Here is a 25,272-nt window from a genome sequence, read left to right on the forward strand (position 1 = left end):
GATGCTCTAATCCAACAAAGCGTCAGAGACGACCCTCGCCCTTGAAGTAACCGGGATATTGCACGCGTTCCGGATCTGGCTGGCTGGGGTCGGCCTGGTCGTCTGCCGGGGGCGGCGAGGCGACCGGCTCCGCCTGTCTGTGTGACGCGAGCCCCGCGCGCAGGAGGGCGCTCAACGCCTCGTCGCGCGAGAGGCCTTGCTGGGCCATGAAAAGGCCCAGCGCCTCTTCGAGATCTTGGGGCAGGGACGTCATGAGGCTCTCCCGAGAGGATGATGGTTCGCACAGCCGCCAGCGCGGCTGGAGCCTCTGCCGCCAGCGCGGCTTTGGCTGCGACGCTCAAGCCATGCGGTCTGTCCGTCAACGTGGGACAACGCCGGCGGGTTCCTTGAGCCGGGCGGCGGCAAAGCTGCGCATGTCGCAGTCACGCCAAAAATCCGGCTCCTTTATGCAAGCCAAGCCGTCACTCTACTTGCAGTAGCTCGTGCCGTTGCCATCGACATAACAGCGGGAGTGCGTCTTGCCGGCATTGTTGTTGCGCCTGGCTGCGGGCGGCAGGCGTTGAGAATCGACCTTGGCGCCGCCCAGTTGCAGCGAGCGCGACGTGCCGCTGCAATCGAGCTGGAAATTCTGGTTGCCATAGGTTCCCTGCGCGCCGCAGCGGCCCGTTGGCGTCACCTCGTAATTCTTGTACTGCGCCTGTGCCGCGATCGGCGTCGCGGCAAGCGTCACGCAGAGCGCGATCGTCTTGAACATGATGTGCCTCCCGCCCGGTGAAACATGCGGGCTCTCTCAATGTAGGCGCTGCGCGCCTGCCGGAAAAGCGGCGGCCTGGCGGGATTTGGCGTGATGCCCGCATAATCCCGCCGCCGGCCCGGTCCATCTGCGTTGGCGCAGACGATATGTTACGAAAAAAGGCGACGCGATGATGAGGATCGCGCCGCCCTTTCAGAAGGCATCGGACTGAAAATCAGATGCAGTTCGATGCTCTCAGAGGCGTGGAGGCCAAACTGTTCCGTCGGCCTGTCGAAAGGCGATCAATCCTTCAGATCGACCCGGTCGAGGATCTGCATCAGCGTGTCGGTGCAGGCCTTCATCGGTTCGTCATCGGCGCATTTCACCTCAACCTTGGTGTCGCCTTTCTTGATCTCGAAATGGGCGCCCTTGGGTGGACGCGGCGGCATGGGGCGGCCCTCTTCCATCCAGGGACGGCCCGGACCCTTGGGCGGACGGCCTGCTTCGCCCGGCGGCGGGGGCGGGGGCGGCGCAGCCTCTCCGGCGACCGGCGCGGGGCCGCCCGGCGGCGGCGGCGGGTCCTGCGCCAGGGCCGAGCCGGCCAGGGAAAAAGCGAAGGCGGCGATCAGCAGCGACTTCATCCTGTGTCCTTTCACATTTCGCAGACGCCGAATTTCAGGAACGGCGCATTTCAGTAACGGCGGATGAATGAGATCGCACGCAATTCGTTCCCCCGGGAGAGCAACATGACAGAGATTTCATCTTGGCGGGCAGGCCGTCCCACACAGGCGGTCTGACGGCGCCAGGGCCGGCTGTGAATTTCTGTCGAAACCGATCGAGCGATTGCTGTCCTGTTGCCAGCGCGCGGTTCGGGCATCTAATCCTGGCCCGAGGCCGCTCGATGCTGCGACCAAGATCCTGCGCCTGAGCCCTCGGGGATGCCCGCGCGATCAAGCCCGCGCCATGCCGGAGGCTGAAACGCGAAAAGGTCTCTCGATTTCTCGAAAGACCTTCTCAATCAGGCAATTAGGATGGTGGGCGTGACAGGGATTGAACCTGTGACCCCTACGATGTCAACGTAGTGCTCTCCCGCTGAGCTACACGCCCATCCGATGAGCGGCATAGACCACAAAACCCTTCGCGCCGTCAAGAGCCGATGTGAAGGTTTTTTGTGATTTTTTTGACAGCCTTATGCCGCCAGCATCTTGTTGACCTCATCGACGAGGTCGCGCAGGTGGAACGGCTTGGAGAGGACCTTGGCATCCTTGGGCGCCTTGGAGTCCGGATTGAGGGCGACGGCGGCGAAGCCGGTGATGAACATAACCTTCAGGTCCGGGTCGAGTTCGGTCGCCCGGCGGGCCAGTTCGATGCCGTCCATTTCCGGCATGACGATGTCGGTCAGCAGGAGCGAGAAGGGTTCTTCGCGAAGCCGGTCATAGGCGCTGGCGCCATTGTCGAAGGACAGAACCTTGTAGCCTGCCTTTTCGAGCGCCTTCACGAGGAAGCGGCGCATATCGTTATCGTCTTCTGCGAGGAGAATCTTGGTCGTCATGGATTTCCAGCCGTTGCTGTCCTAGGTCTTCATGATCTCGGGGGCGCGACGCGCCTCCCGGCTATGACGTCGGAAAATGGTTAAATATCCCGTGACGGCGCGCGATCACACGACACCCACGGGGCCCCGTACTGACTATGGACACAGATGCCTTCCACTGGCAACATGGCAGACTCTCGACATGGCGACATGGTAAAAAGGAATGTGATGTCCGCAGCCTCCGGGGAGACGATGTTCGAGGTCCTGGAGCCGGACCAGCAGCGCCTTCCTCTCGTTCTCAATTCGCCGCATAGCGGGCGCGTCTATACGGCAGACTTCCTGGCGCAGTCGCGGCTCGATGCGCTGTCGATCCGCCGCTCCGAGGATCCCTTCGTCGAAGAACTGTTCTCGGCCGGTCTGAGGCTGGGTGCGCCCATGCTGAAGGCCCATTTCCCCCGCGCCTTTCTCGACGTCAACCGCGAGCCTTACGAGCTCGACCCGCGCATGTTCGACGGCTCCCTGCCGTCCTATGCCAATATCGGCTCCATGCGCGTGGCCGGCGGGCTCGGCACCGTGCCGCGGCTGGTGGCGGAAAACATGGAGATCTACCGCAGCCGCCTGCCGGTCGATGTGGCGCTGGCGCGGATCGAGGAGATCTACAAGCCCTATCACGCCTGCCTGCGCAAGCTGATCGCGCGCACCCATGTGCGCTACGGCTTCGCCGTGCTGGTGGACTGCCATTCCATGCCCGGCAATATCCGCGTCGCAGGCGGGGCGAGCCGACCGGATTTCATTATTGGCGACCGCTATGGCACCAGCGCGGCCGGCGAACTCAGCCGCGCGGCCGTGGAGATCCTCGAGGATCTCGGTTTTTCCGTCGCCCGCAACAAGCCCTATGCCGGCGGCTTCATCACCGAGCATTATGGCCGGCCGAGCCGGGGGCTGCATGCGCTGCAGATCGAGGTCAACCGTGCGCTCTATATCGACGAGGCCACGCTGGAGAAGCGGCCGGAATTTCCCTTCATCCTGAAAATGATCTCGCTCTTTCTGGAGAGCTTCACATTTCACATGATGAAATATGCCGAAAGCCTGCCGCTGGCGGCCGAATAGCGTCCTTGCAGGCATATTTTTAACGGGTCGACATCGGCCGGCCCGCGGGATGTACGATCTTTCCGCCACCAGGTCGAGGACAAAAAAAACCGCGCTTGCGCGCGGTTAAGTCTAGGGAGGAAACACCCAAGGAGGGTATTTACAGCCACGAGTGACTGTACTGTGACAGTAATATTGCATTGCACAAGTGTCAACACGGTTTTGCCGCATTTGACCGATTTCTGCATGAAAAACGAGCTTTCGACAGAAGTGCTCAAATTGAAAGCAAGCTGATGGAGCTTTTGGCAGAGGGGTGACGCTGCCCGGAGCCAGGACGGCAAGCGGCCGGCATCCCCAGATGCGGCTGTGTTGATGACGGAAGCCTGGGCGAAGGGATCGGCCCGGCATCGTCTTACCGCTGATCAACGCATCGGCCGCAGGGGAACGCTTCCCCGACCTGCAAAAGTCTGACATGAACAAGCCCGATGTTCCCTTAAAGGATCGGTCTCCGGTCGCGCATTTTGCACATGCGGCGTCGGTGCGATCCACGCCTTTGCCGCCGGCATTCTTCGTCTGATCGCCGGTCGGTGCCGTCATCCATCCTGCGCGCCTCAGAGGTTTTGCGAATGATCCCCGATCTTGCCTTTCTCAACCGCCTGGCGGATGCCGCCAAGGCCGAGACCCTCCCGCGTTTCCGCACCGGGGTGGCCATCGACAACAAGTACAAGGTCGGCTTCGATCCGGTGACGGAGGCCGATCAGGCGGCCGAAGCGGCGATCCGGGCGCTGATCCAGGCGGAGTTTCCAGATCATGGCATTCTGGGCGAGGAGCATGGCGGCGAAGGGCTCGACCAGGATTATGTCTGGGTGATCGACCCCATCGACGGCACCCGCGCCTTCATCTCCGGCCTGCCGGTCTGGGGCACGCTGGTCGGCCTTTATCACCATGGCCGCGCCATCATGGGGCTGATGGACCAGCCGTTTACCGGCGAGCGCTATCTGACGATCGGCGAGGGCACCTATTATCGCGGACCGGAGGGCGAGAAGCGGCTGACCACGCGCGCCTGCGTCACGCTCGGCGAAGCGACGATGTTCACCACTTCGCCCTTCCTTTACGCACCCGTCGCCGCCGCCTCCTACAAGGCGCTGGAGGCGCAGGTGCGGCTCGCCCGTTACGGCTGCGACTGCTATGCCTTCGCGCTTCTGGCCGCCGGCCATGTGGATCTCGTCTGCGAGGGCGGGCTGAAGCCCTATGACATCGCCGCGCTGATCCCGCTGATCGAGCAGGCGGGCGGCGTCGTGACCGACTGGAAGGGTGGACGGCCCGAACAGGGCGGCGACATTCTGGCGGCGGGCGATCCCGCCCTGCATGCGCAGGCGCTGGCGCTGCTGGCAAGCGCCGCACCCTGAGCCTTTATTCGTCGCATCCCGCGCCAGCACCCGGGCAGCGCGGCCGTCGTCAGACGGCGGTCGCCTCCTCGATCTGTTGCGGCAGGCCGCTGTCGACCGAGCCGGGAAAAAAAGCCTCGATGGCCGCGAGTGCTTGGTCGCGATAACGGTCGGCCTCCTGCAGCACCTCGTGGCGTGCCCCGACGATCGGGATCAGCGTGCATGCGCGAAATTGCGCGGCCAGCGCTTCCAAGGCGGCGTAGGGAACCAGCGGGTCGCGCGTCGGCGCGAGGATCAGCGTCGGGATGGTGATCGCGGTCAGATGCTCCTGCCGCCGCACGCGGCGCATGGCGCTGAGTGTCTCATAGAGCCAGCGGGCGCTGGGGGGGCCAAGCGCCAGATGCGGATGTGCCTCGGCCAGTCCTTCGCCCCGGGCGAAGCGCAGGGGATCCGATGTCAGCGGATTGGCGGAAAAGGGCCGCGGCCCCCGGTCGCGCGTCAGCGGAAACGTGCCGAAGCCCAGCAGGCTGGCGGTGCCCGCCAGCGCCACGACCCGGCCCTCGTTCAAGGCCTGGCCGCCGAGCGCCACGAAAGGGGCTGACAGGACCATGCGGTCGATCCGGCCGGAAAGCTTCGGCGCCTGCGACAGCGCCACGAGCCCGCCCATGGAATGGCCGAGAAGGAAGAAGGGAAGCCGGGTGTCGGGCAGAACGACCTGCTCGAGAAAGGCCTCGAGATCGCGCTCGTAATCGGCAAAGCGGCGCACATGGCCGCGCCGCGGCAGGCGCTCGATCAGCCGGTCGGAAGCGCCCTGGCCGCGCCAGTCGAAGGTGGCCACCCAGAGGCCGCGTTGCAGAAAGCCACCGATCAGCTCGAAATATTTCTCGATCGCTTCATTGCGCCCGTGCAGCAGCACCACCGTGCCCCGCACCGGCCCCACCTCGCCGCGAAAGACGGCGTAGCGCAGGCGCCGGCCGTCCGCACCCTGGAAATGGCCGACCGTGGCTTTGCCCGGCAGGGGATTGTCGGGCGTGGGGTAGAGTTCGGCATCCTGGCTCATGCGCTGACCGCAATCCTGCCGGCGCATTGGCCCGAAAGGCCGGTTCCCACTTTTCGGCCCGATGCGGGCCGGGCCGGTTTGCGAAGCCAAGTCATCAAGAGTTCCTGTCGGTAAGGCCGCCATGCCCGGTCAAAGGCTGGCGGTATGGGAAAAGCAGTGCCGATCATGGCGGCAAGCGCCTTCAAGTCATCTTAATCCTTGACGGGAAAGCGTCCAGAATTTTGACCTGACAGAGAGGAAGCGGGGGAAAGACGGCTCTGTTTCGCCGCAAGAAAAGGGGCCGGAATGCCACGGGGTTGATCTGCATTCCGGCCCTAGAAGAGGCGCATCAGCGTTAAAGGAACCGTCCGGTGCCAAAGGGGGACGTCACCATGGCGACCCACGGTTCCCGCTCATGCGATGATGCCTTTGTAAGGGGGCGAGCCTGAACGACAGCGGAACCGGCCGTTCATCCTGCATTCATCTTCAGCGTCTGTGCGAGACCCGCGCGATGCCATCGATTTTTTCGTTTTGCCAGGCTTGAAGCGGCGAAAAACAGCTCCCATCTCCTCGTTGCAGGCGCCGAAGACGGGCCTGCAAGACCAGTCCATCCGTTGCCGGCAGCCGGGACGGAGGGGCTCCCAGAGACCGCAATTCGTTGCTCCAAGGAGGACACCATGCGTCACGTTGATTTTTCGCCGCTCTATCGTTCGACCGTCGGTTTCGACCGCCTGTTCACCATGCTGGACAGCCTCGGCCAGCCCGACCAGTCGCAGAGCTATCCGCCCTACAACATCGAACGCACCGGCGAGAACACCTACCGCATCACCATGGCGGTTGCCGGTTTCGACGAAACCGAACTGTCGATCGAAGCGCGTGAGCACACGCTGACGGTGAAGGGTGAAAAGGGCGAGGACAAGACCCCGGAAAACCAGTTCCTGTATCGCGGCATTGCCAAGCGCGCCTTCGAGCGCCGCTTCCAGCTGGCCGAATATGTGGAAATCCAGTCTGCTTCGCTGAAGAACGGCCTGCTTCACATCGATCTCTTGCGCGAGATCCCGGAAGCCGCCAAGCCGCGCCGGATCGAAATCACCGCCGCGAACTCGGCACCCAAGCAGATCGAAGCATCCACCATCCAGGGCGCTGCCGTCTAACAGTCTATCCAATAAGCGCCGCTGGCCGACTGCAAATGGCAATTTCTGTGCTTCCGGTGCTCACGTACTTTAAGTACGCTGCGCTCCGGTTCTCGAAATCACCATTTTCGTCAGGCCAGCGGCAATTCTTGAACAGACCGTAAGGCAGTGCCAGCAAGAACAGGGCCACCTTATAGAGTCTTGGCAGAATCGACGGCGTCCGGTTTCGGTCGCCGTTTTTGTTTGATGCGAACGTGGCCCGTTACAAAGCTGACCAGTTACAAAGCTGACAGGAATCGATCCACGTCGTCCGGCTGGGTGGCAAAGCTTGTGACCAGGCGATACATGCCCTCATCAGGCCCGATCTCATGCGCCATGTCGCGCGGCGGGTGCCAGTCGTAGAAGACGGCGCCCTGATCCATCAAGGCCTTGGCGCGGCTGCGCTCGATGATGACGAAGAGCTCGTTGGCGTCCGCCGCCCAGCCGAGCCGGGCGCTGTTGGAGCCCTTCAGGCCCTTGGCCAGCCGCGCGGCCATGGCGTTTGCGTGGCGGGCCATGTCAAGCCAGAGCCCGCCTTCGAAATAGGCCTCGAGCTGGGCGGAAACGAAGCGCGTCTTGGAAAAGAGCTGGGCCGAGCGCTTGCGCAGGTAGGGGAAGCCTTCCGCCATGGCGGGATCGAAGAACACCAGCGCCTCGGCACACCAGCAGCCATTCTTCGTGGCGCCGAAGGACAGGATATCGACGCCGCGCTTCCAGGTCATCTCGGCCGGTGTGGTGTCGAGCGCCACCAGCGCATTGGCGAAGCGCGCGCCGTCCATGTGCAGCGGCAGCCGGTGCCGCCTGGCAATGGTGGAGACGGCCTCGATCTCCGTGAGCGTATAGACCGTGCCGGCCTCGGTGGCCTGGGTCAGGGTGATCGCCATCGGCTGCCCGCTATGGACGACGCCGGGGGTGAAGCGACCGATCTCGGCGGCAAGCTTGCCGGCGTCCATCTTACCGAACGCGCCATCGACCGCCGCCATGCGCGCGCCGAGCGAGAAAAACTCCGGCGCATTGCATTCATCGGCATTCACATGGGCCTCGCGGTGGCAGAACACATGGCCACCCGGCTTGGACACGCTGGCAAAGGCCAGCGAATTGGCGGCCGTGCCTGTGCCCACGAAGAAGACGGCGACCTCGCGCTCGAAGAGTTCGCTGAACAGACCCTCCACCTTCCTGTCCAGATCGCTCGTGCCATAGGCGGCGGCAAAGCCGCCGGCGGCCTTGAGCAGGCTTTCGGCAATCCGGGGATGGGCGCCGGCCCAATTGTCGGAGGAAAAGATCATGGAACGGTCCTGAATGCGAACGGGAAAGAAATGGTCTGTTTCGGCGGTGCGGCGTGCGGTGCGTCGCCGCGCCAGGGGTCGGTCACGACAATAGAAACAAGCGTCCGCTAAGCCAAGGTAGTCGAGCCCGGCATGGCCGAGGCCGCCGGCTTTCGACAGCAAAGATCGCCGGACGGCTGGTTTGCGCAAGAAAATTACGTAGCTATGCGGTGCTGCGCAAGGAAACGACAGGAGCTATGCGTTTTTCCAGGCTTGCCTCTTGCAGGCGCAGGGTGTTTCTGTCATAGAACAGCGGAAATAGGACAGTCTTGCTGTCCTATTTCGTGCGGACGCTGTCTCGCGCAGACAAGGAGCGGCGCCTTGGCCAGCCGACGCGCGCTTCATGCCCGCAATCCGATAATGTGCAGCGGCCCCGGACAGGCGATGTCTTGTCCTGAAGGCGCGGCGCGCAATGTCTTTGATCGGTCCGGTCGCTTGGGGGCGTGCCGGCGGGTCGCAAGGGTGGTCGTGCTGCCTGGGTGAGGGAACATGGTTTCCTGCCTCGGCCGAGCGACAAAACGGCACAGATCGGACCTGCCGAAAGCGGCAAGGCTTCATTTGCGGCCGAAACGAGATCATGCAACCATAGGGGCGGGGCCGCCGGTCGGAGAGGGACGTTCTCCTGCGGTGGCACCTCGGCTGCGGCAAGGCCTGGCAGGTGTCCGGGCGCAACTGGGAGAAGACCAATGACGGATCATACGCCATTCGAAAGCATCGAGACTGCTGGCGCCGTGAAGAAAGCCGTCGCCGCGCGACAGGCGTCCGGTCTTCCGGCGCGCCAGGGCCTCTATGACCCCACCAATGAACACGATGCCTGCGGCGTCGGCTTCGTGGCCCATATGAAGGGCCAGAAGTCGCACCAGATCGTGCGCGACGGCCTGTTCATCCTGGAAAACCTGACGCATCGCGGCGCTGTCGGCGCAGACCCGCTGATGGGCGACGGCGCGGGCATTCTCGTGCAGATCCCCGACCGGTTCTTCCGCGAGGAAATGGCGGCCCAGGGCGTCACGCTGCCCAAGGCTGGCGATTACGGCGTCGGCTACCTGTTCATGCCGCAGGACGAGGCCCAGGTCGAACACTTCAAGAAGGTGATCGCAGATGTCGTGGCCGAGGAAGGCCAGAAGCTGCTCGGCTTCCGCGACGTGCCGGTCGACAATGCCTCTCTCTCCAAGGCGCCCGACATCGCCGCTACCGAGCCGCGCCATGTGCAGGTCTTCATCGGTGCCGGCCGCGATGCCGCCACACAGGACGAATTCGAGCGTCGTCTGTTCACCCTGCGCAAGGTGATCTCCAACCGCATCTACGACGCTTTCGAGGGTGCCGAGACCGGCTTCTACCCCGTCTCGCTGTCCTCCAAGACCATCGTCTACAAGGGCATGTTCCTGGCCTATCAGGTCTCTGCCTATTACAAGGACCTGGCCGATCCGCGTTTTGAGAGCGCGGTGGCACTGGTGCACCAGCGCTTCTCGACCAACACCTTCCCCTCCTGGAAGCTGGCGCATCCCTATCGCATGGTCGCCCATAACGGCGAGATCAACACGCTGCGCTCCAACGTCAACTGGATGGCGGCGCGTCAGGCTTCCGTGTCCTCGCCGCTGTTCGGCGACGATATTTCCAAGCTCTGGCCGATTTCCTACGAAGGGCAGTCGGACACGGCCTGTTTCGACAACGCGCTCGAATTCCTGGTGCAGGGCGGCTATTCGCTCTCGCATGCCGTGATGATGCTCATTCCCGAGGCATGGGCCGGCAACCAGCTGATGGCGCCCGAGCGCAAGGCCTTCTACGAATATCATGCCGCGCTGATGGAGCCGTGGGATGGTCCGGCCGCCGTCTGCTTCACCGATGGCCGCCAGATCGGCGCCACGCTCGACCGCAACGGCCTGCGTCCCGCCCGCTATCTCGTCACCGACGACGACCGCGTCATCCTGGCGTCGGAAGCCGGCACGCTGCCGGTGCCGGAGGAGCGCATTGTCAAGAAGTGGCGGCTGCAGCCGGGCAAGATGCTGCTGATCGACATGGAGCAGGGCCGCATCATTTCCGACGAGGAGGTGAAGTCCTGGCTCGCCGGCAAGCATCCCTATCGCCAGTGGCTCGACAACACCCAGCTGATCCTCGAGGATCTGAAGCCGGTGGAGCCGCGCGCGCTGCGCCGCGACGTGTCGCTGCTCGACCGCCAGCAGGCCTTCGGCTACACGCTCGAAGACACCAAGATCCTGATGTCGCCGATGGCGACCACGGGCCAGGAAGCTGTCGGCTCCATGGGCACGGATACGCCGATCTCGGCCATGTCCGACAAGCCCAAGCTGCTCTACACCTATTTCAAGCAGAACTTCGCCCAGGTGACCAACCCGCCGATCGACCCGATCCGCGAGGAACTGGTCATGAGCCTCGTCTCGTTCATCGGGCCGCGGCCGAACCTGCTCGACCATGTCGGCGCCTCCCATGCCAAGCGGCTGGAAGTGCGCCAGCCGATCCTGACCAATGGCGACCTGGAGAAGATCCGCTCCATCGGCCATACGGAAGACCTGTTCGACACCAAGACGCTCGACTTCACCTATGAGGTCTCGCTGGGTGCCGAAGGCCTGAAGGACACGTTGGACCGCCTGTGCGAGCGGGCGGAAGCCGCGGTCAAGGGCGGCTACAACATCATCGTGCTCTCCGACCGGCAGATCGGCCCGGATCGCGTGGCGATTCCGGCGCTCCTGGCGACCGCCGCCGTGCATCATCACCTGATCCGCAAGGGCCTGCGCACCTCTGTGGGCCTCGTGGTGGAATCCGGTGAGCCGCGCGAGATCCATCATTTCTGTCTGCTGGCCGGCTATGGCGCCGAGGCGATCAACCCCTATCTCGCCTTTGACACGCTGATCGAAATGCACAAGCGCGGCGAATTCCCCAAGGAAGTCGACGAGAGCGAAGTGGTCTACCGCTACATCAAGGCGGTCGGGAAGGGCATTCTCAAGGTCATGTCCAAGATGGGCATCTCGACCTACCAGTCCTATTGCGGCGGCCAGATCTTCGACGCCGTCGGCCTGTCGAGCGAATTCGTCGACCGCTATTTCTTCGGCACGGCGACGCAGATCGAAGGCATCGGCCTGGACGAGATCGCCAAGGAGACCTTCGCCCGCCACCAGACCGCCTTCGGGCCGGATCCGGTGCTGACCAACACGCTCGACATCGGTGGCGAATATGCCTTCCGCATGCGCGGCGAATCCCATGCCTGGACGCCGGATGCCGTTGCCTCGCTGCAGCACGCCGTGCGCGGCAACAGCCAGGACCGCTACCGCGAATTCGCCAAGATGGTGAACGACACGGCGTTGCGGATGAACACCATCCGCGGCCTGTTCAAGATCCGTTCGGCGGAAGAGATCGGCCGCACACCGGTCGCCGTCGATGCGGTCGAGCCGGCGGTCGAGATCGTCAAGCGCTTCTCCACCGGCGCCATGTCCTTCGGCTCGATCAGCCGCGAGGCGCATACGACGCTGGCGATTGCGATGAACAAGATCGGCGGCAAGTCGAACACGGGCGAGGGCGGCGAGGAGAGCGACCGCTACATGCCGCTGCCGGACGGGTCGATGAACCCCGAACGCTCGGCCATCAAGCAGATCGCATCCGGCCGCTTCGGCGTGACGACGGAATATCTCGTCAATGCCGACATGCTGCAGATCAAGGTGGCGCAGGGTGCCAAGCCCGGCGAGGGCGGGCAGCTGCCCGGCCACAAGGTCGATGCGACCGTGGCCAAGACCCGCCACTCCACCCCCGGCGTCGGCCTGATCTCGCCGCCGCCGCACCACGACATCTATTCGATCGAGGATCTGGCGCAGCTGATCTACGATCTGAAGAACGTCAATCCCGAGGCTGACGTGTCGGTCAAGCTCGTCTCGGAAGTCGGCGTCGGCACGGTTGCCGCCGGCGTCGCCAAGGCGCGCGCCGATCATATCACCGTCTCCGGCTTCGATGGCGGCACGGGCGCTTCGCCGCTCACCTCGCTGAAGCACGCCGGCAGCCCCTGGGAAATCGGCCTGGCCGAGACCCAGCAGACGCTGGTGCTGAACGGCCTGCGCTCGCGCGTGGCGCTGCAGGTGGATGGCGGCCTGAAGACCGGGCGCGACGTCATCATCGGCGCGCTGCTGGGTGCGGACGAGTTCGGCTTCGCCACGGCGCCGCTGATCGCCGCCGGCTGCATCATGATGCGCAAGTGCCATCTGAACACCTGCCCGGTCGGCGTGGCCACCCAGGATCCGGTGCTGCGCAAGCGCTTCAAGGGCACGCCGGAGCATGTGATCAACTACTTCTTCTTCGTTGCCGAAGAGGTGCGCGAAATCCTGGCCTCGCTCGGCTTCACCAAGCTGGACGAGATCATCGGCGCTACAGACCTCTTGCAGAAGGACGAGCTGATCGCGCACTGGAAGTCCCGTGGTCTCGACTTCTCGAAGATCTTCCACAAGGTGGAGGCACCGAAGGAAGCGACCTACTGGACCGAGCGCCAGAGCCATCCGATCGTCGACATTCTCGATCGCACCCTGATCGAGAAGGCCAAGCCGGCGCTGGAAAGCAAGACGAAGGTCGCCTTCGAGGTGCCGATCAAGAACGTCGACCGCTCGGCCGGTGCGATGCTTTCGGGCGCGCTCGCCAAGCGCTGGGGCGCCAAGGGCCTGAAGGACAACACGATCGACGTGACGCTGACGGGCACGGCCGGCCAGTCCTTCGGCGCCTTCCTGGCGCGCGGCATCACCTTCCGCCTGATCGGCGACGGCAACGACTATGTCGGCAAGGGGCTCTCCGGCGGCCGAATCATCGTGCGCCCGTCCGAGGCAGCGGTCATCGTGCCGGAGGAGTCGATCATCGTCGGCAACACCGTGCTCTATGGCGCGACCTCGGGTGAATGCTACTTCAACGGCGTGGCCGGCGAGCGTTTCGCCGTGCGCAACTCCGGCGCCATCGCGGTAGTCGAGGGCGTGGGCGACCATGGCTGCGAATATATGACCGGCGGCGTCGTGGTGGTTCTCGGCCAGACGGGCCGCAACTTCGCGGCCGGCATGTCCGGCGGCGTCGCCTATGTTCTGGACGAGGCCGGCGACTTCGCCCGCCGCTGCAACATGGCCATGGTCGAGCTGCAGCCGGTGCCGGAAGAAGACGACATGCTGGAGAAGCTGCATCACCACGGCGGCGACCTCATGCACAAGGGCATGGTGGACGTGACCGGCGACATGACGCGTCACGACGAGGAGCGCCTGTATCAGCTGATCACCAACCATCAGCACCATACCGGCTCGCCGCGCGCCAAGCACATTCTGGAACATTGGGCGGAATACCGTCCGAAGTTCCGCAAGGTGATGCCGGTCGAGTATCGCCGTGCGCTCGAGGATATGGAGCGTATGAAGATGGCCGAAGCCGCGGAATAAGCCCCGCGCCTTCATCCTCCCGAGGGGCTATCCCGGGCGAACATCTCCGGACGGGGCGGTTTCGGGCGCAAAAGCAGCGTCTGCCGAAGCCGCCCCTTACTCCGGCCTTCAAGTTATGGTAGCGGGCTGCCCGTGCGCGCCTCCGCATGTCGTCTTTAGACGGCGTGACGCGGGGCGGGCCATGACCGTCAACGGCAGCTAGGTGTGATTTGTCGAAGGAACTGAAAGAACGCGTCGCCTCCGAAGGGGCCATCCCGCTCTCCTGGGTCACGACAGGGCGCGGCGATGACTACCTCAATCTCGGCGATGCCCTCTCTCCTGTCATCGTGGCGATGATGTCCGGCCTGCCGGTTACGCATACGGCTGCCAAATCGGGCCAGACGAGGCTGGCCGCCGTCGGCACCATCGGCCACATGTTCGCCGGCGGGGATGTCTCCTTCTGGGGAACCGGCACGTCGCCGCACCTCAACCCCAACCAGTCGACCGAAGCCAAGGTGCTCTATTCGCGCCCGGCCAACACGCGCTTCACCACCTATGCAACGCGCGGCCCCTTCAGCCGCCGCGTGCTGGATGCCGACGCGCCGGGGCCGGCCATCTATGGGGACCCGCTCTGGTTGCTGCCGCGCTTCCATGATGCGCCCGTCGAAAAGACCTGCGAGCTCGGCGTGATCCTGCATCTGTCGGAACTGGCCGACCGTGCCCACGACGCGCATCCCAAGCCGGATTCCGCCCGCCATATCATCGCGCCAGCGGACGCGGCAGCGGTGAAGCTGATCAATACGGTCACGCCGGTCAGCATTGACGGGCTGCGCCACCGGCTGGATGAGATCCTGTCCTGCAAGCGTATCGTTTCCACGAGCCTTCATGGCATGGTCTTTGCCGAATCCTACGGCATTCCCTGTCTCTATTTCTCGCCCCGTGCCCGCCAGGCGGGTCTCGGCCGGATCGATCTGATGGCCGAAGAGGGGCTCGACCTGCGTTTCGTCGATCTCTATCGCGGCCTGGGGCATGACCATCTCGATGTCTGGTATCAGCCGCGCCATCAGGAAACCGACTGGGCGGCGCTGATCGAGACGATCGACCGCGTCTGGAGCCAGAAGGTGCTCGACGAGGATGCGCTGATTTCCTCCTTCCCCCTGCCGCTGAACATGCTGGGCAAAGGGACGGGCGGCAGTGCCTTCGATCATCCGCTGGTGCGTGGCCTGCCGACGCAGCGCGACCATGTTGTGGTGCAGACGGTCAAGGAGGCCAAACGCACCTTGCTGTCCCGCCTTCTCGGGCGCGGCTGAAGGGGCTAGCGGATCATGGTCATCGAAGCGGCACGACAGTTTCTGGGGCTCAAGACCGAGCCGGCTCATGGCGTTCTGGTGCAGGCTGAGCGCCGGGCGGCCAAGCGCATCCGGCTGTCCTGGGTCTGGACCACCGACAAGCATCCCGACGCCAATCTGGGCGATGCGCTGAGCGCCGTCATCGTCTCTGTGATCTCCGGTCGCGGCGTCGAGCGGGCTGCCTTCAACAACACGTCCGAGCGGCTGGCCGCCATCGGCACGATCGGCCATGCCCAGCAGGGCGCCTGCGTCCATCTCTGGGGCACGGGCTTCGACCTCGGCCGTCATGTCGACGGGACGCCCGGCGATTATGCTCTTCCCGAGAATACGGAACTGGTGGTGCATGCTGTGCGCGGGCGGCGAACGGCCGAAGGCTTGCGCGCGCGTGGCATCCAGGTGCCGGATATCTTCGGCGACCCAGCCTGGTTCCTGCCGCGGATCTTCCCCTTTGCCGGTCTGGAAAAGACCCATGATCTCGGCGTGATCGTGCATATTTCCGAGCTGGAGGAGGCGCGCGCTGGCGCGCTGGTGCGCGCCACCATCGAGCGCTACAAGCTGCCGCCCGAGATGGCGGAGCGGATCCGCATCATCAACACCTATTGCGGGGCCGATATGGCCGGCATGGAAGACAAGCTGCGCGAGATGGTGTCCTGCCGCCGCATCCTGTCGACCAGCCTGCACGGCCTTGTCATTGCCGAGACCTACGGCATTCCCTGCGCCTGGTTTTCCACCGGGCATGGCGAGCCGGGGGCGCTCAGCCTGGAGGGTCCGGTGCCGATCGATCATCGCATGGTGGATTTCTACAGCGGCGCGGGGCGCGAGGCGGTGTTGAGCTATCTGCAGCCGCTGGCGCAGCCGACCGACTGGGAGGCGGCCATGGCCTTCATCGACGCGCAGTGGCGGCCGCTCGACTATACCGGCGAGGCGCTGTTTGCGGCTTTTCCGCTGCCGAAGGCGGTGAAGTTCAAACAGCCGGTCTGGGCTCTGCCGACCGCGGTGTTGGAGAGCAACCGCTATTGACAAGGCGGCCGTTTCCGTTGGTTTCTTGACGGATGCGGCGCGATAAAATTCCGGTTTCGTCCCGCGCTGCAGCAAGGCATGGGGGACGACCGCCGGAGCAAGGGATTGCCGATCGCAGGCCACGCTTCTTCCCGGAAGAGCGGCCGCGGGCGGCGGGATCATGGGGCAGATCATCGCCGGGCGCGCATGGCCGAGAGGGCCTGGCCGCCGGCACAGACGCAAAGGGTCAGGCAATGGGCAAGGTCACCGGCTTCCTCGAAATCGATCGGCAACTGGCGAAATATCAGCCGGCCTCCGACCGCATCCGTCACTTCCGCGAGTTCGTCCTGCCGATGTCGGACCAGGAAGTGCAGAAGCAGGCGGCACGCTGCATGGACTGTGGCATTCCCTATTGCCACGGCCCGACCGGCTGCCCGGTTCACAACCAGATCCCCGACTGGAACGATCTCGTCTACAGCAACAATTGGGACGAGGCGATCCGCAACCTGCACTCCACCAACAACTTCCCGGAGTTCACCGGCCGCATCTGCCCCGCGCCCTGCGAGGAAGCCTGCACGCTGAACCTGGAAGACGCGCCCGTCACCATCAAGACCATCGAGCAGGCGATCGCCGACAAGGCCTATGAGATGGGCTATATCGTGCCCAAGCCGGCGGTGACGAAGACCGGCAAGTCGATCGGCATCATCGGTTCCGGCCCGGCCGGCATGGCCGCAGCCCAGCAGCTCGCCCGCGCCGGCCATAATGTCCATGTCTATGAGCGCGAGTCGCGCCCCGGCGGCCTGCTGCGCTACGGCATTCCCGACTTCAAGATGGAAAAGAACTTCATCGACCGCCGCGTCGAGCAGATGAAGGGCGAGGGCGTGACCTTCCATTGCGGTGTGAATGTCGGCGTGGACCGCACGGTGGACAGCCTGCTGGCCGAGCATGATGCCGTGCTCTATTGTGGCGGCTCGGAAACCCCGCGCGATGCCGGCATTCCCGGTGTCGAGTTTGCCGGTGTGCACGATGCCATGCCCTATCTGGTGCAGCAGAACCGGCGCGTCGGCCGCGAGAACATCGACAGCGTCGGCTGGCCGTCCGATCCGATTCTTGCCGGCGGCAAGCATGTCGTCGTGGTCGGCGGCGGCGATACCGCGTCCGACTGCGTCGGCACCGCCTTCCGCCAGGGGGCCGTCAAGGTCACCCAGCTCGACATCCGCCCGCAGCCGCCGGAGAAGGAAGACAAGCTCGCCGTCTGGCCCTATTGGGCAACGAAGATGCGCACCTCCTCCTCCCAGGCGGAAGGCGCCATCCGCGAGTTCCAGGTTGCCACACTCGAATTCGTCGGCGACGAGGACGGGCTCCTGAGCGGTGTGAAGTGCTGCCAGGTCGATGACCGCCGCAAGCCGGTTCCCGGCACGGAATTCGTCATCAAGGCCGATCTCGCCTTCATCGCCATCGGCTTCCGTGGTCCGCTGACCACGGGCGTTCTGGCCGAATATGGCGAACGCCTGGCGATCAACACCGACAGCCGCGGCTCCAGCAACGTCATCGCCAATGACCAGGACTATCGCACCTCTGTCGACCGGCTCTATGCCGCCGGCGATGTGCGCCGCGGCCAGTCGCTGGTCGTCTGGGCGATCCGCGAAGGCCGTCAGGCCGCCCGCGCCATTGACGAGGCGCTGATGGGCGCGAGCGTCCTGCCGCGTTAGAGCATCGGACCGAAAAGTGGGAACCGGTTTTCGGAAAAATCCGATGCAAAAACAAAAAATTAGAGCATCGGACTGCGTGCGATTTTCAGTCTGATGCTCTAAAGGAAACGTCCGCGCCTGCGGGTCTTACGCCGTCCGTGTCCGCACGGGCGGCTTTTTCATGGGCGCGGGATGCCCGTCCGTTCGGGCGTCGGGCCGAAAGGCAGATCAGGGGCTGTCCAAGTGCACAAGCCTTTGCGTCCTGTGCTGTGGTCCCGCCGTTTCCCGCCCGATGCTTCAGCCCGGTCCACCGCCGCCTTTCAAGGGCGCAGCGCCGCCTTGTCGAGAGGGGTCGCAGCGGGCGTCTCCGTGTCGCCCTGCGCGTCGGCTTGCGGCGTCGGCTGCGATGGCGCGGGGGCCGGCGTGGTGGCGATCGCCGGGGACGACAGGCGGAAATCATCGACGCGGCCGGCGGGCGCCGGCGCCATCTCGCCCTTCTCCACCAGGAGATCGCGGGGGCTCTTGCCGTCCTTGACCGCAACGGGCAGGCCGCCGAGCAGCGTGCTGCCACCATCGAGTTCGGGATCGGTCAGCGCGATCGGTGCGGTGCGCAGGATCGCCTCATTGCCTGCGGGCGCAGGCACGAGCTTCTCGTTCAGAACGCCGCCGCCTTCGCCCTGGTCGATGCCCAGCAGGCGGCGAATGTCGTCTTCCAGATAGAAGGCGAGGCGGCGCTTGCCGGCAGGCGTGAAATTGATGCCTTCCTGCCCACGCAGCCGCACCTGCTGGCCGTTGATGTCGGCTCCGGTCATGACAAACTTGCCCTCCTCGTCAGCAAAGCCGTCCCAGACATCGACGAATTCGGCGCCGACGCGTTCGGCCGCGCTCCGGTACAGCGCGTTGAGGGTGACCATGTCGGCGCTCATCATCGAGGAGGGGAAGGGCGGCATGCCCACCCAGAGCACCGGCACCTTGGCGGCTTGCGCTTGCCTGGCAAGGCGATCGACGCGGCGCGTATATTCGGCGGTCCAGCCCTCGCTGCGGAATTTCTCCCGGGCCTCGCCGAAGCGCAGCATCTGCCGGTCATTGGCGCCGAGGCTGATGACGATCAGCTGCGGCTTGACCGCCTGTATGGCGGCCGGAAATTCGGCCAGCCAGTCGAAATGGTCGTCGCGCACCAGGCCGGAGGAGCCGTCGGTGCGGCTTTCCACCCGCAGGCCGGCGGCCTCGGCAAAGGCTTCGGTCAGGCCGTCCGCCAGGCTGGAGGCAACGAAGTCGCCGGTGACCAGCACCGTCTTCGCGTCCGCCGCCTTTTCCACCACGGGCTGGGTCTCGATCACCGTGACCGATGGCGTGGGTCTCGGCTTGGCCTTGGCCGCAGGCTTGGGCCTCCGGCGCTGCGGCGCCGGGCGGGTCTCCACGCCAAGTCCATCATCATAAACGCGGGGCGCCTCCCTGCGGCTGCGCGGCGTGCCGAACAGCATTTCCATGATGGTGCGCCGCTGCTCCTCGGCATGCGTCGGCTCTGGCAGGATGCACAGGCAGGCCAGCAGGACCGGCAGGAGACACGCACGGGCCTTGTGCGCGAGGCCAGCCCAGACATGCCCTGTCCGGGCAATTATGGCGCGCAAAGACCAGCCGCAAGGCACTGCGGCCATCGCCGTCGCCGGGCGCGGCCTGTCGGGTCTGGTCAAAGGCTCGTTCCTCGTTGATGCCGGCCCTTGTGGCTTTGCCGGCGGGCGCCCGTCAATGGCCAGTTCTGGCGTCGGACATCCTGGAGCATCGGACGGGAAACTGTCTTCAATGCGATGCTCTCGGTTTTTTCATCGGATATGTGAAAACGGGTGCCGCTCGTCGCTCCGATGTCCGCCCCGCGCTATGTTCGCCCTCAGCGCCGCAGGGCGCGCAGCACATGCTGCGTCGGCTCGCCATCCGGCGACAGGCCCGCCTGGCTCTGGAAGGCCTGGATGGCCGCCTTGGAGCCCGAGCCGAAATTGCCGTCCACCTCGCCATTATAATAGCCGAGTTCCTTCAGGCGGGTCTGGATCTCCATCTTTTGGCGCACGTCCAGCGAACCATCGGGACGGTTCCAGGGCTGCTGCATGCCGCCGAAGCCGGCAATCTCGTCAGCCAGCAGGCCGACGCCCAGAGCATAGGAATCGGAGGCATTGTAGCGCTTGAGCACGAAGAAGTTCTTCGTCATCAGGAAGCCCGGGCCGCCGGCGCCGCCGGGCAGCTTCAGCATGGCGCGCTGCGACCCGTCGCGGAAGCTCTTGCCGTTCGGGCGGCGCAGGCCCAGATCGGCCCATTGCTTGAGCGATTTGCTCTGACCGGAATAGCGCGATGCCGCGGCGGGAACGACCACCTCGTAGCCCCAGGTCTGGCCCGTCTGCCAGCCATTCGACTTCAGGAGATTGGCAGCGGTCGCCAGCGCGTCGGGCACCGAGCTCCAGATGTCGCGGTGGCCATTGCCATCGGCATCCACGGCATAGAGCAGGTAGCTTGTGGGGATGAACTGGGTGTGGCCCATGGCGCCGGCCCAGGAGCCGACCAGCTCGCGCGGGGTGACATCGCCGTTCTGGAGGATCTTCAGCGCGGCGATCAGCTGGGTGCGGGCATATTTGGCGCGCTTGGGGTCGGCATAAGCAAGCGTCGCCAACGCGCGCGGCACATAATGCAGCCGCTCGTCCTTCTGCAGCACCGCGCCGTAATTGGACTCCATCGACCAGATCGCCAGCAAGATGGTGCGGTCCACGCCATAATGGCGCTCCAGGGCATCCAGCGTGCGCTTATGCTTGGCCGCCATCTCCTGGCCGGTGCGCTGGGTGAAGGGATTGACGCGGGAATCGATATATTCCCAGATCTTGGTGGTGAACTCAGGCTGGTAGGTCGCCTTGCGCAGCACGTCGGGATCGGGCGTGCGCACGCCGGCAAAGGCCTGGCGGTAGGTCGCCTGGGTGATGCCAGCCTTGGCGGCCGTTGGATAGAAGCTATTGATCCAGGACTGGAAGCCGGCATCGGCAAAGGCAGGCCGCGCGGCGAGCGGGAGCGAGGCCGTGACCAAGGCGGCGGCACTGTAGCCGAGAAGAGCTCTCCGGGTGGTCATGGGCATCGTCCTTTCCATGTCGTTCATCGCATGTTCAGCGGCGTTTCGATAGGCCGGTCCGGCTCAGGCAATGAAGGCTCTGAGGGCCGGAACCGTTCCCGCCTCACCGCGTTCGACAGCCGGGCGGCTGGAGGACATCGTAAACCATGAACGTCAACAAACACTTTACCATGGATTTCGCGCTCGCGCCGCGCTTGCAAAAGCCGCCTGTCTTTGCGTAGTTCTTGTGATGAGGCATGTCTGCGCATCTTTACTTTGCTGCGCTGCGGTGGGAGTTTGTCGCAATATGCGGAATTTTCGGCTTAATCTTATGAGAAATCAAAGATTTATCAGAAATTTTGCACCTGCGTGAAATTTTTGCTAGAGCCATCGGGCCTCCTCTATTCACCGGCGCGCGAGAGCCGGCGTCATCACGTTACATTCATAATTCTGTTAAACCCCGGAGACTTCCATGACTGACGTGCGTAAAGTTCGAAAAGCCGTGTTTCCCGTTGCTGGGCTGGGCACGCGCTTCCTTCCGGCAACCAAGGCGGTGCCGAAGGAAATGCTGACCGTCGTCGACAAGCCGGTCATCCAGTATGTCGTCGATGAAGCTTTGGAAGCCGGCATCGAGCATCTGGTTTTCGTCACCGGGCGCGGCAAGGCCGTGATCGAAGACTATTTCGACATCCAGACCGAGCTGGAACAGACGCTGCGCGAGCGCAACAAGAAGGCCGAACTGACGCTGCTCGAAGGCATTCTGCCGGCTGCCGGCACCACCAGCTTCACCCGCCAGCAGGCTCCGCTCGGCCTAGGCCATGCGGTCTGGTGCGCCCGTGACATCGTCGGCGACGAGCCCTTCGCGGTTCTCCTGCCGGACATGATCATGAAGGGTGAGAAGGGCTGCCTCAAGGGCATGGTCGATCTCTACGAGCAGAGCGGCGGCAACGTCATCGCCGTCGAGGAATGCGCGCCCGAGCTGGCCCATAAGTACGGCATCGTCGGTGTGGGCGACGCCATCGGCGAAGGCTTCAAGATCAATCAGATGGTGGAGAAGCCGGCTGCCGGCACGGCGCCGTCCAACTTCTTCATCAACGGTCGCTACATCCTGCAGCCCGAGATCTTCAAGATCCTGGAAACCCAGGAGCGCGGCGCCGGCAACGAGATCCAGCTGACCGACGGCATGCTGAAGCTCTTGGAAAGCCAGCAGTTCGCCGGCTATCACTTCCGCGGCGAAACCTATGACTGCGGCGCCAAGGACGGCTTCATCATGGCCAACGTCGCTTTCGCCCTGTCCCGCGCCGATATCCGCGGTTCGGTTGAAGCTCCGCTGAAGGCGTTGCTCTCCACCCTGTAACCTTGCCGATCCCACGGCATTGACCCGAACGCCCGGCCTCGCGCCGGGCGTTTTGCGTTGCGGGCCTGCCGGTGATTGGATGACTACCGCCGCATGGTCAGGCCGATGCCGACCTTGGCGATGCTGGAGTCGACGCCGCTATCGCGCAGCGTGCGCTCGTAGGAGACATCGCCTGTTAGCGCCAGCGCGCGGTTGATGTCCCAGGTGAGGCCCGCGCCGGCAGACCAGACGCGCTCGTCCGGCGTGGTGGAGCCTGAAGGATAGTTGCGCAGGGTCAAGCCGCCGGACAGGCGGGCAACCAGTGCATTGCGCAGCTCGCGCGTGGCGCGGCTGGTGAGCGTATAGGCGATGGCGCCCGATTCGCCCGCGGTGGTCGAGGGTTCGAGCGCGGTGGTCAGGCTCGTGGCGATGTTCGTGCCGCGCTGAGGCGACCAGTTGATCAACCCGTCGATCGTCAGGGCGCCGATATCGCGCAGTCGCGCATCGTCAAAGGCATAGCGGCCATAGCCGAGCGCCAGCTCGCCGCCGAGCTTCTCGCCGAAATCGACCTGCAGACCGGCCCGCCCGCCCCAGCTGGTATAGGAACGGGCATAGCCCAGCATGTCGCGCCGCTCGTCATAAACGCCGCGCCCCACCGAGGCCTCGAGGAAGGGGATCAGCGCAGGGGAGAGGACGTAGCCCATGCGCGCCGTGGCCACGCCGACATTGCGGTTGCGGTCCTTCATCGAGAGAACCGTGCCATTGTCGAGATCGACATCGCCATAGCTGTAGCGCGTGCCGTCCAGCCGGGCGGAGCCGCGCAGCACGCCGAAATCGTGCTCGACGCTGGAGCCGAGCGAAAATTGCTGGACGACCGACTGGCTCGTGGCATTGGCCACCGCATTGGGGTCGGAGGCATCTTCGCGGTCGGCACGATAGCCGGCCCTCAGATGCGCCGTGGTCAGATGGCTGACATCGAGCCGCAGGTCGGCCTGGACATCGGCGAAGGGGTCGGTGGAGCCTTTGCCTGAGATGTTCTTCTGCCATGCGCCCTGGCCCGTCACCGTCAGCTGGTGCCGGGACCAGTCGGAGGTCAGCGTGGCGTTGACGCCGGTTTCCACATAGCCGCGATGCTGCCCGCTCGTGCCGTCGCGCCGGTTCTCGGCATTGACCGACTGGTTGATCGAGGGCTTCAAGGTGAAGCTGCCGAGACGGATGCCCGGCGCATCGTTGCGGGTCGGATCGAGCCTCGGGCGCAGCCCGTCGACACTGGCTTCGCGCAGATTGAGGCGGGACATATCCTCGTTCAGCGCCGGCGCATCCGAGACCCTGCCGATCCGCGTGCCGGGGGGCACCTCCTGCGCCACGCGCGCCTGGGTGGCCGCCTGCAGGGTGGTCGTCGTCAGGCCATTGTCCTCTCCATCAGCATTGCCGGCCGCCGGCGTCGCCGCGAGCGCCGGAGCAGGCTGCTGCAGGTCTGACGCCGTGGCCGGATCGGTCCTGCCGGTCTGCGCCGCGGGCTGGGTGGCGGCCGGTTGCAGGGCCTGCTGCGCAAGGACCGTCGCCACGCCGCCCGAAAGCGTCACGCTGCCCGCCAGCGCGGCAAACGCCAGCAGGCCGCCCTTGCGCGGGCGGCGCCTGTCCGTGATCGAGCGAGTGGACGCCATGCGCGCAAGGTCCGGCTGGAAGGATCAAAATCTTTCCGGATCCTAAACGGACAGGGTTAACCAAGCCTTACTAGCCCCCTGTCAGACCCAGCCGGCAAGCTCGCGCCGCACCACATGCTCCAGAACCGCCATGCCGTCGGCGCTGTCGTTCAGGCAGGGAATATGCGCGAATTTCTCGCCGCCGGCATGGTGGAAGGTCTCGGCCGCTTCCTCGGCGATTTCCTCGAGCGTTTCCAGGCAATCGGAGACGAAGCCGGGATTGACCACGGCAATGCGTTTGATGCCCTTCTGCGCCAGGGCCTCCACGGTCTTGTCGGTATAGGGCTGCAGCCATTCCTCCGGCCCGAATCGCGACTGGAAGGTGACCTGCAGCTTCTCCTTGGACCAGCCGAGCTTCTCCCGCAGAAGCCGTGCGGTCTTCTGGCACTGACAGTAATAGGGGTCGCCCTTCTTGAAATAGGACTGGGGAATGCCGTGGAAGGAGGTCAGCACCACCTCCGGCTCCCAGTCGAGCGTCGCCAGATGCCCTGTTATCGAGCGGGCCAGCGCCTCGATATAGATCGGATCGTCGTGATAGGGCGGAACGGTGCGCAGGGCCGGCTGCCAGCGGGCTTTCAGCAGCGTCTTGAACGCCTCGTCATTGACGGTGGCGGTCGTGGCCGCGGCATATTGCGGATAGAGCGGGAACAGGAGGATGCGCTCGCAGCCCTCCGCCTGCAGCGCCTTCATGCGCGAATCGATCGAGGGATTGCCGTAGCGCATGGCCCAGTCCACCGTGACATTGGGCAGGTCGGCGAAGCTCTCGGCCATCAGCTCGGCCTGGGAGCGGGTATAGGTGCGCAGGAAGCTCTCATTGCGCTCCTTGTTCCAGATGCTCTCATAGGCCTTGCCCACCTTGCCCGGCCGGGTATTCAGCACGATGCCGAACAGGATCGGATACCAGAAGACGCGCGACCACTCGATCACCCGCTTGTCCATCAGGAACTGCTTGAGATAGCGCCGCATCGGCGCGTAATCCGTGCCCTCCGGCGTTCCCAGATTGACCAGCAGCACGCCGATCCGCCCATGCTTGACCGGGGGATGGCTGGCCGGCTTGACGCCGGCGGGCGAGGGGCCGCCGGCAAAGGCGGTGACCGGCAGGCTGGAAAGCGGGGAGGGGCTCGTGGCTGGGTTCATCTGAAGGATCCTGTCTCGGACGCTTGCGCGGCCTGTGTGCGATGGCACGGTGCCGCGGAAGAATGATCATGGTGCCGCCCGGCCGGATCGATTGATCCGCAGGACCGGCATAAAGGGCGCTGCCGCCCGACGGGGTGAGGCGGCAGACCGTTCGTCAAGTTCTACGTGGCGATGCGTCAAGCGGATGTAAAAACGAAGGCCGGCCCGGAAAAGCCCGGACCGGCCGTTTCATGCGGCAGAAGCTGCGGCCATTTGTCCCGGCCATCTTGAGCATCGGATCGATCCGGATCCGGAGATCCTTTTCACGCCGA

The 25,272-nt window shown here is 64.6% G+C and carries 18 protein-coding genes and 1 tRNA gene; 8 read left to right on the plus strand and 11 right to left on the minus strand.

What is annotated here, in order from left to right; genetic code table 11:
* Nucleotides 1–22 precede the first annotated feature (22 nt).
* The 5 genes from BJF92_RS18330 to cpdR1 all read right to left on the minus strand — a co-directional run bounded on the left by BJF92_RS18330 (nucleotide 23) and on the right by cpdR1 (nucleotide 2,285).
* Nucleotides 23–253, minus strand: coding sequence for a hypothetical protein (locus BJF92_RS18330; protein ID WP_075636202.1), 231 nt, complete (start codon nucleotides 251–253; stop codon nucleotides 23–25).
* Nucleotides 254–466: 213 nt separating this feature from the next.
* Nucleotides 467–754 carry a hypothetical protein gene (locus BJF92_RS18335; RefSeq protein WP_075636203.1) on the minus strand — a complete coding sequence of 96 codons (288 nt, stop codon included), beginning with the start codon at nucleotides 752–754 and terminating at the stop codon, nucleotides 467–469.
* A gap of 281 nt (nucleotides 755–1,035) precedes the next feature.
* Nucleotides 1,036–1,374 carry a hypothetical protein gene (locus tag BJF92_RS18340; RefSeq protein ID WP_075636204.1) on the minus strand — a complete coding sequence of 113 codons (339 nt, stop codon included), beginning with the start codon at nucleotides 1,372–1,374 and terminating at the stop codon, nucleotides 1,036–1,038.
* A gap of 391 nt (nucleotides 1,375–1,765) precedes the next feature.
* A tRNA-Val gene (locus BJF92_RS18345) sits at nucleotides 1,766–1,840 on the minus strand.
* 82 nt (nucleotides 1,841–1,922) lie between these two features.
* Nucleotides 1,923–2,285 (minus strand): response regulator CpdR1, encoded by a 363-nt coding sequence (gene cpdR1 / locus BJF92_RS18350; RefSeq protein ID WP_075636205.1) that lies wholly within the window; start codon nucleotides 2,283–2,285, stop codon nucleotides 1,923–1,925.
* A 189-nt stretch (nucleotides 2,286–2,474) separates the two neighbouring features.
* On the opposite strand from cpdR1, the gene BJF92_RS18355 reads away from it, so the two are divergent.
* Nucleotides 2,475–3,374, plus strand: coding sequence for an N-formylglutamate amidohydrolase (locus BJF92_RS18355; protein ID WP_143524093.1), 900 nt, complete (start codon nucleotides 2,475–2,477; stop codon nucleotides 3,372–3,374).
* Between the two features lie 605 nt (nucleotides 3,375–3,979).
* Nucleotides 3,980–4,762: a histidinol-phosphatase gene (gene hisN / locus BJF92_RS18360; protein ID WP_075636207.1), complete on the plus strand. Its 783-nt coding sequence runs from the start codon at nucleotides 3,980–3,982 to the stop codon at nucleotides 4,760–4,762.
* Nucleotides 4,763–4,811: 49 nt separating this feature from the next.
* Here hisN and BJF92_RS18365 read toward each other — a convergent pair whose 3' ends face one another.
* On the minus strand, nucleotides 4,812–5,801 hold the full coding sequence (locus BJF92_RS18365) for an alpha/beta fold hydrolase (RefSeq protein WP_075636208.1): 990 nt from the start codon (nucleotides 5,799–5,801) through the stop codon (nucleotides 4,812–4,814).
* A 656-nt stretch (nucleotides 5,802–6,457) separates the two neighbouring features.
* Between BJF92_RS18365 and BJF92_RS18370 the strand changes: the two genes are divergently transcribed.
* Complete coding sequence (locus BJF92_RS18370) at nucleotides 6,458–6,934, plus strand: Hsp20 family protein (RefSeq protein WP_075636209.1); 477 nt, start codon at nucleotides 6,458–6,460, stop codon at nucleotides 6,932–6,934.
* Between the two features lie 257 nt (nucleotides 6,935–7,191).
* Here BJF92_RS18370 and BJF92_RS18375 read toward each other — a convergent pair whose 3' ends face one another.
* Nucleotides 7,192–8,238: a threonine aldolase family protein gene (locus tag BJF92_RS18375; RefSeq protein WP_075636210.1), complete on the minus strand. Its 1,047-nt coding sequence runs from the start codon at nucleotides 8,236–8,238 to the stop codon at nucleotides 7,192–7,194.
* Nucleotides 8,239–8,963: 725 nt separating this feature from the next.
* Between BJF92_RS18375 and gltB the strand changes: the two genes are divergently transcribed.
* The 4 genes from gltB (at nucleotide 8,964) to BJF92_RS18395 (ending at nucleotide 17,718) form a co-directional block, all read left to right on the plus strand.
* Nucleotides 8,964–13,679: a glutamate synthase large subunit gene (gltB, locus tag BJF92_RS18380; RefSeq protein ID WP_075636211.1), complete on the plus strand. Its 4,716-nt coding sequence runs from the start codon at nucleotides 8,964–8,966 to the stop codon at nucleotides 13,677–13,679.
* 209 nt (nucleotides 13,680–13,888) lie between these two features.
* Nucleotides 13,889–14,968 (plus strand): polysaccharide pyruvyl transferase family protein, encoded by a 1,080-nt coding sequence (locus tag BJF92_RS18385; RefSeq protein ID WP_075636212.1) that lies wholly within the window; start codon nucleotides 13,889–13,891, stop codon nucleotides 14,966–14,968.
* Between the two features lie 15 nt (nucleotides 14,969–14,983).
* Nucleotides 14,984–16,027 (plus strand): polysaccharide pyruvyl transferase family protein, encoded by a 1,044-nt coding sequence (locus tag BJF92_RS18390; RefSeq protein WP_078058231.1) that lies wholly within the window; start codon nucleotides 14,984–14,986, stop codon nucleotides 16,025–16,027.
* 233 nt (nucleotides 16,028–16,260) lie between these two features.
* A complete protein-coding gene (locus BJF92_RS18395) occupies nucleotides 16,261–17,718 on the plus strand; it encodes a glutamate synthase subunit beta (protein WP_075636213.1) in 1,458 nt (485 codons plus the stop codon).
* Between the two features lie 299 nt (nucleotides 17,719–18,017).
* Here the strand turns inward: BJF92_RS18395 and BJF92_RS18400 are convergent, their stop codons facing one another.
* Together BJF92_RS18400 and BJF92_RS18405 are read right to left on the minus strand one after the other, a co-directional pair.
* The gene (locus tag BJF92_RS18400; protein WP_143524094.1) at nucleotides 18,018–19,391 is read right to left on the minus strand and encodes an SGNH/GDSL hydrolase family protein; all 1,374 of its coding nucleotides are present in this window, start codon (nucleotides 19,389–19,391) and stop codon (nucleotides 18,018–18,020) included.
* Between the two features lie 194 nt (nucleotides 19,392–19,585).
* Nucleotides 19,586–20,809, minus strand: a complete 1,224-nt coding sequence (locus BJF92_RS18405) for a lytic murein transglycosylase (protein ID WP_075636215.1) — start codon at nucleotides 20,807–20,809, stop codon at nucleotides 19,586–19,588.
* A 445-nt stretch (nucleotides 20,810–21,254) separates the two neighbouring features.
* Between BJF92_RS18405 and galU the strand changes: the two genes are divergently transcribed.
* Nucleotides 21,255–22,139 carry a UTP--glucose-1-phosphate uridylyltransferase GalU gene (gene galU, locus BJF92_RS18410; protein ID WP_075636216.1) on the plus strand — a complete coding sequence of 295 codons (885 nt, stop codon included), beginning with the start codon at nucleotides 21,255–21,257 and terminating at the stop codon, nucleotides 22,137–22,139.
* A gap of 83 nt (nucleotides 22,140–22,222) precedes the next feature.
* Here galU and BJF92_RS18415 read toward each other — a convergent pair whose 3' ends face one another.
* Both BJF92_RS18415 and hemH read right to left on the minus strand, forming a co-directional pair.
* The gene (locus BJF92_RS18415; RefSeq protein WP_078058236.1) at nucleotides 22,223–23,785 is read right to left on the minus strand and encodes an outer membrane beta-barrel protein; all 1,563 of its coding nucleotides are present in this window, start codon (nucleotides 23,783–23,785) and stop codon (nucleotides 22,223–22,225) included.
* Nucleotides 23,786–23,866: 81 nt separating this feature from the next.
* Nucleotides 23,867–24,961 carry a ferrochelatase gene (gene hemH / locus BJF92_RS18420; protein WP_078058238.1) on the minus strand — a complete coding sequence of 365 codons (1,095 nt, stop codon included), beginning with the start codon at nucleotides 24,959–24,961 and terminating at the stop codon, nucleotides 23,867–23,869.
* Nucleotides 24,962–25,272 lie beyond the last annotated feature (311 nt).

It is taken from the genome of Xaviernesmea rhizosphaerae, assembly GCF_001938945.1.
In the GTDB taxonomy this organism is placed as follows: domain Bacteria; phylum Pseudomonadota; class Alphaproteobacteria; order Rhizobiales; family Rhizobiaceae; genus Xaviernesmea; species Xaviernesmea rhizosphaerae.

What these genes read in the sequence shown, in the direction of transcription:
- BJF92_RS18330 (WP_075636202.1), bottom strand. Translation starts at nt 253, where the DNA reads ATGACGTCCCTGCCCCAAGATCTCGAAGAGGCGCTGGGCCTTTTCATG.
- BJF92_RS18335 (WP_075636203.1), bottom strand. Translation starts at nt 754, where the DNA reads ATGTTCAAGACGATCGCGCTCTGCGTGACGCTTGCCGCGACGCCGATC.
- BJF92_RS18340 (WP_075636204.1), bottom strand. Translation starts at nt 1,374, where the DNA reads ATGAAGTCGCTGCTGATCGCCGCCTTCGCTTTTTCCCTGGCCGGCTCG.
- cpdR1 (WP_075636205.1), bottom strand. Translation starts at nt 2,285, where the DNA reads ATGACGACCAAGATTCTCCTCGCAGAAGACGATAACGATATGCGCCGC.
- BJF92_RS18355 (WP_143524093.1), top strand. Translation starts at nt 2,475, where the DNA reads ATGGTAAAAAGGAATGTGATGTCCGCAGCCTCCGGGGAGACGATGTTC.
- hisN (WP_075636207.1), top strand. Translation starts at nt 3,980, where the DNA reads ATGATCCCCGATCTTGCCTTTCTCAACCGCCTGGCGGATGCCGCCAAG.
- BJF92_RS18365 (WP_075636208.1), bottom strand. Translation starts at nt 5,801, where the DNA reads ATGAGCCAGGATGCCGAACTCTACCCCACGCCCGACAATCCCCTGCCG.
- BJF92_RS18370 (WP_075636209.1), top strand. Translation starts at nt 6,458, where the DNA reads ATGCGTCACGTTGATTTTTCGCCGCTCTATCGTTCGACCGTCGGTTTC.
- BJF92_RS18375 (WP_075636210.1), bottom strand. Translation starts at nt 8,238, where the DNA reads ATGATCTTTTCCTCCGACAATTGGGCCGGCGCCCATCCCCGGATTGCC.
- gltB (WP_075636211.1), top strand. Translation starts at nt 8,964, where the DNA reads ATGACGGATCATACGCCATTCGAAAGCATCGAGACTGCTGGCGCCGTG.
- BJF92_RS18390 (WP_078058231.1), top strand. Translation starts at nt 14,984, where the DNA reads ATGGTCATCGAAGCGGCACGACAGTTTCTGGGGCTCAAGACCGAGCCG.
- BJF92_RS18395 (WP_075636213.1), top strand. Translation starts at nt 16,261, where the DNA reads ATGGGCAAGGTCACCGGCTTCCTCGAAATCGATCGGCAACTGGCGAAA.
- BJF92_RS18405 (WP_075636215.1), bottom strand. Translation starts at nt 20,809, where the DNA reads ATGCCCATGACCACCCGGAGAGCTCTTCTCGGCTACAGTGCCGCCGCC.
- galU (WP_075636216.1), top strand. Translation starts at nt 21,255, where the DNA reads ATGACTGACGTGCGTAAAGTTCGAAAAGCCGTGTTTCCCGTTGCTGGG.
- BJF92_RS18415 (WP_078058236.1), bottom strand. Translation starts at nt 23,785, where the DNA reads ATGGCGTCCACTCGCTCGATCACGGACAGGCGCCGCCCGCGCAAGGGC.
- hemH (WP_078058238.1), bottom strand. Translation starts at nt 24,961, where the DNA reads ATGAACCCAGCCACGAGCCCCTCCCCGCTTTCCAGCCTGCCGGTCACC.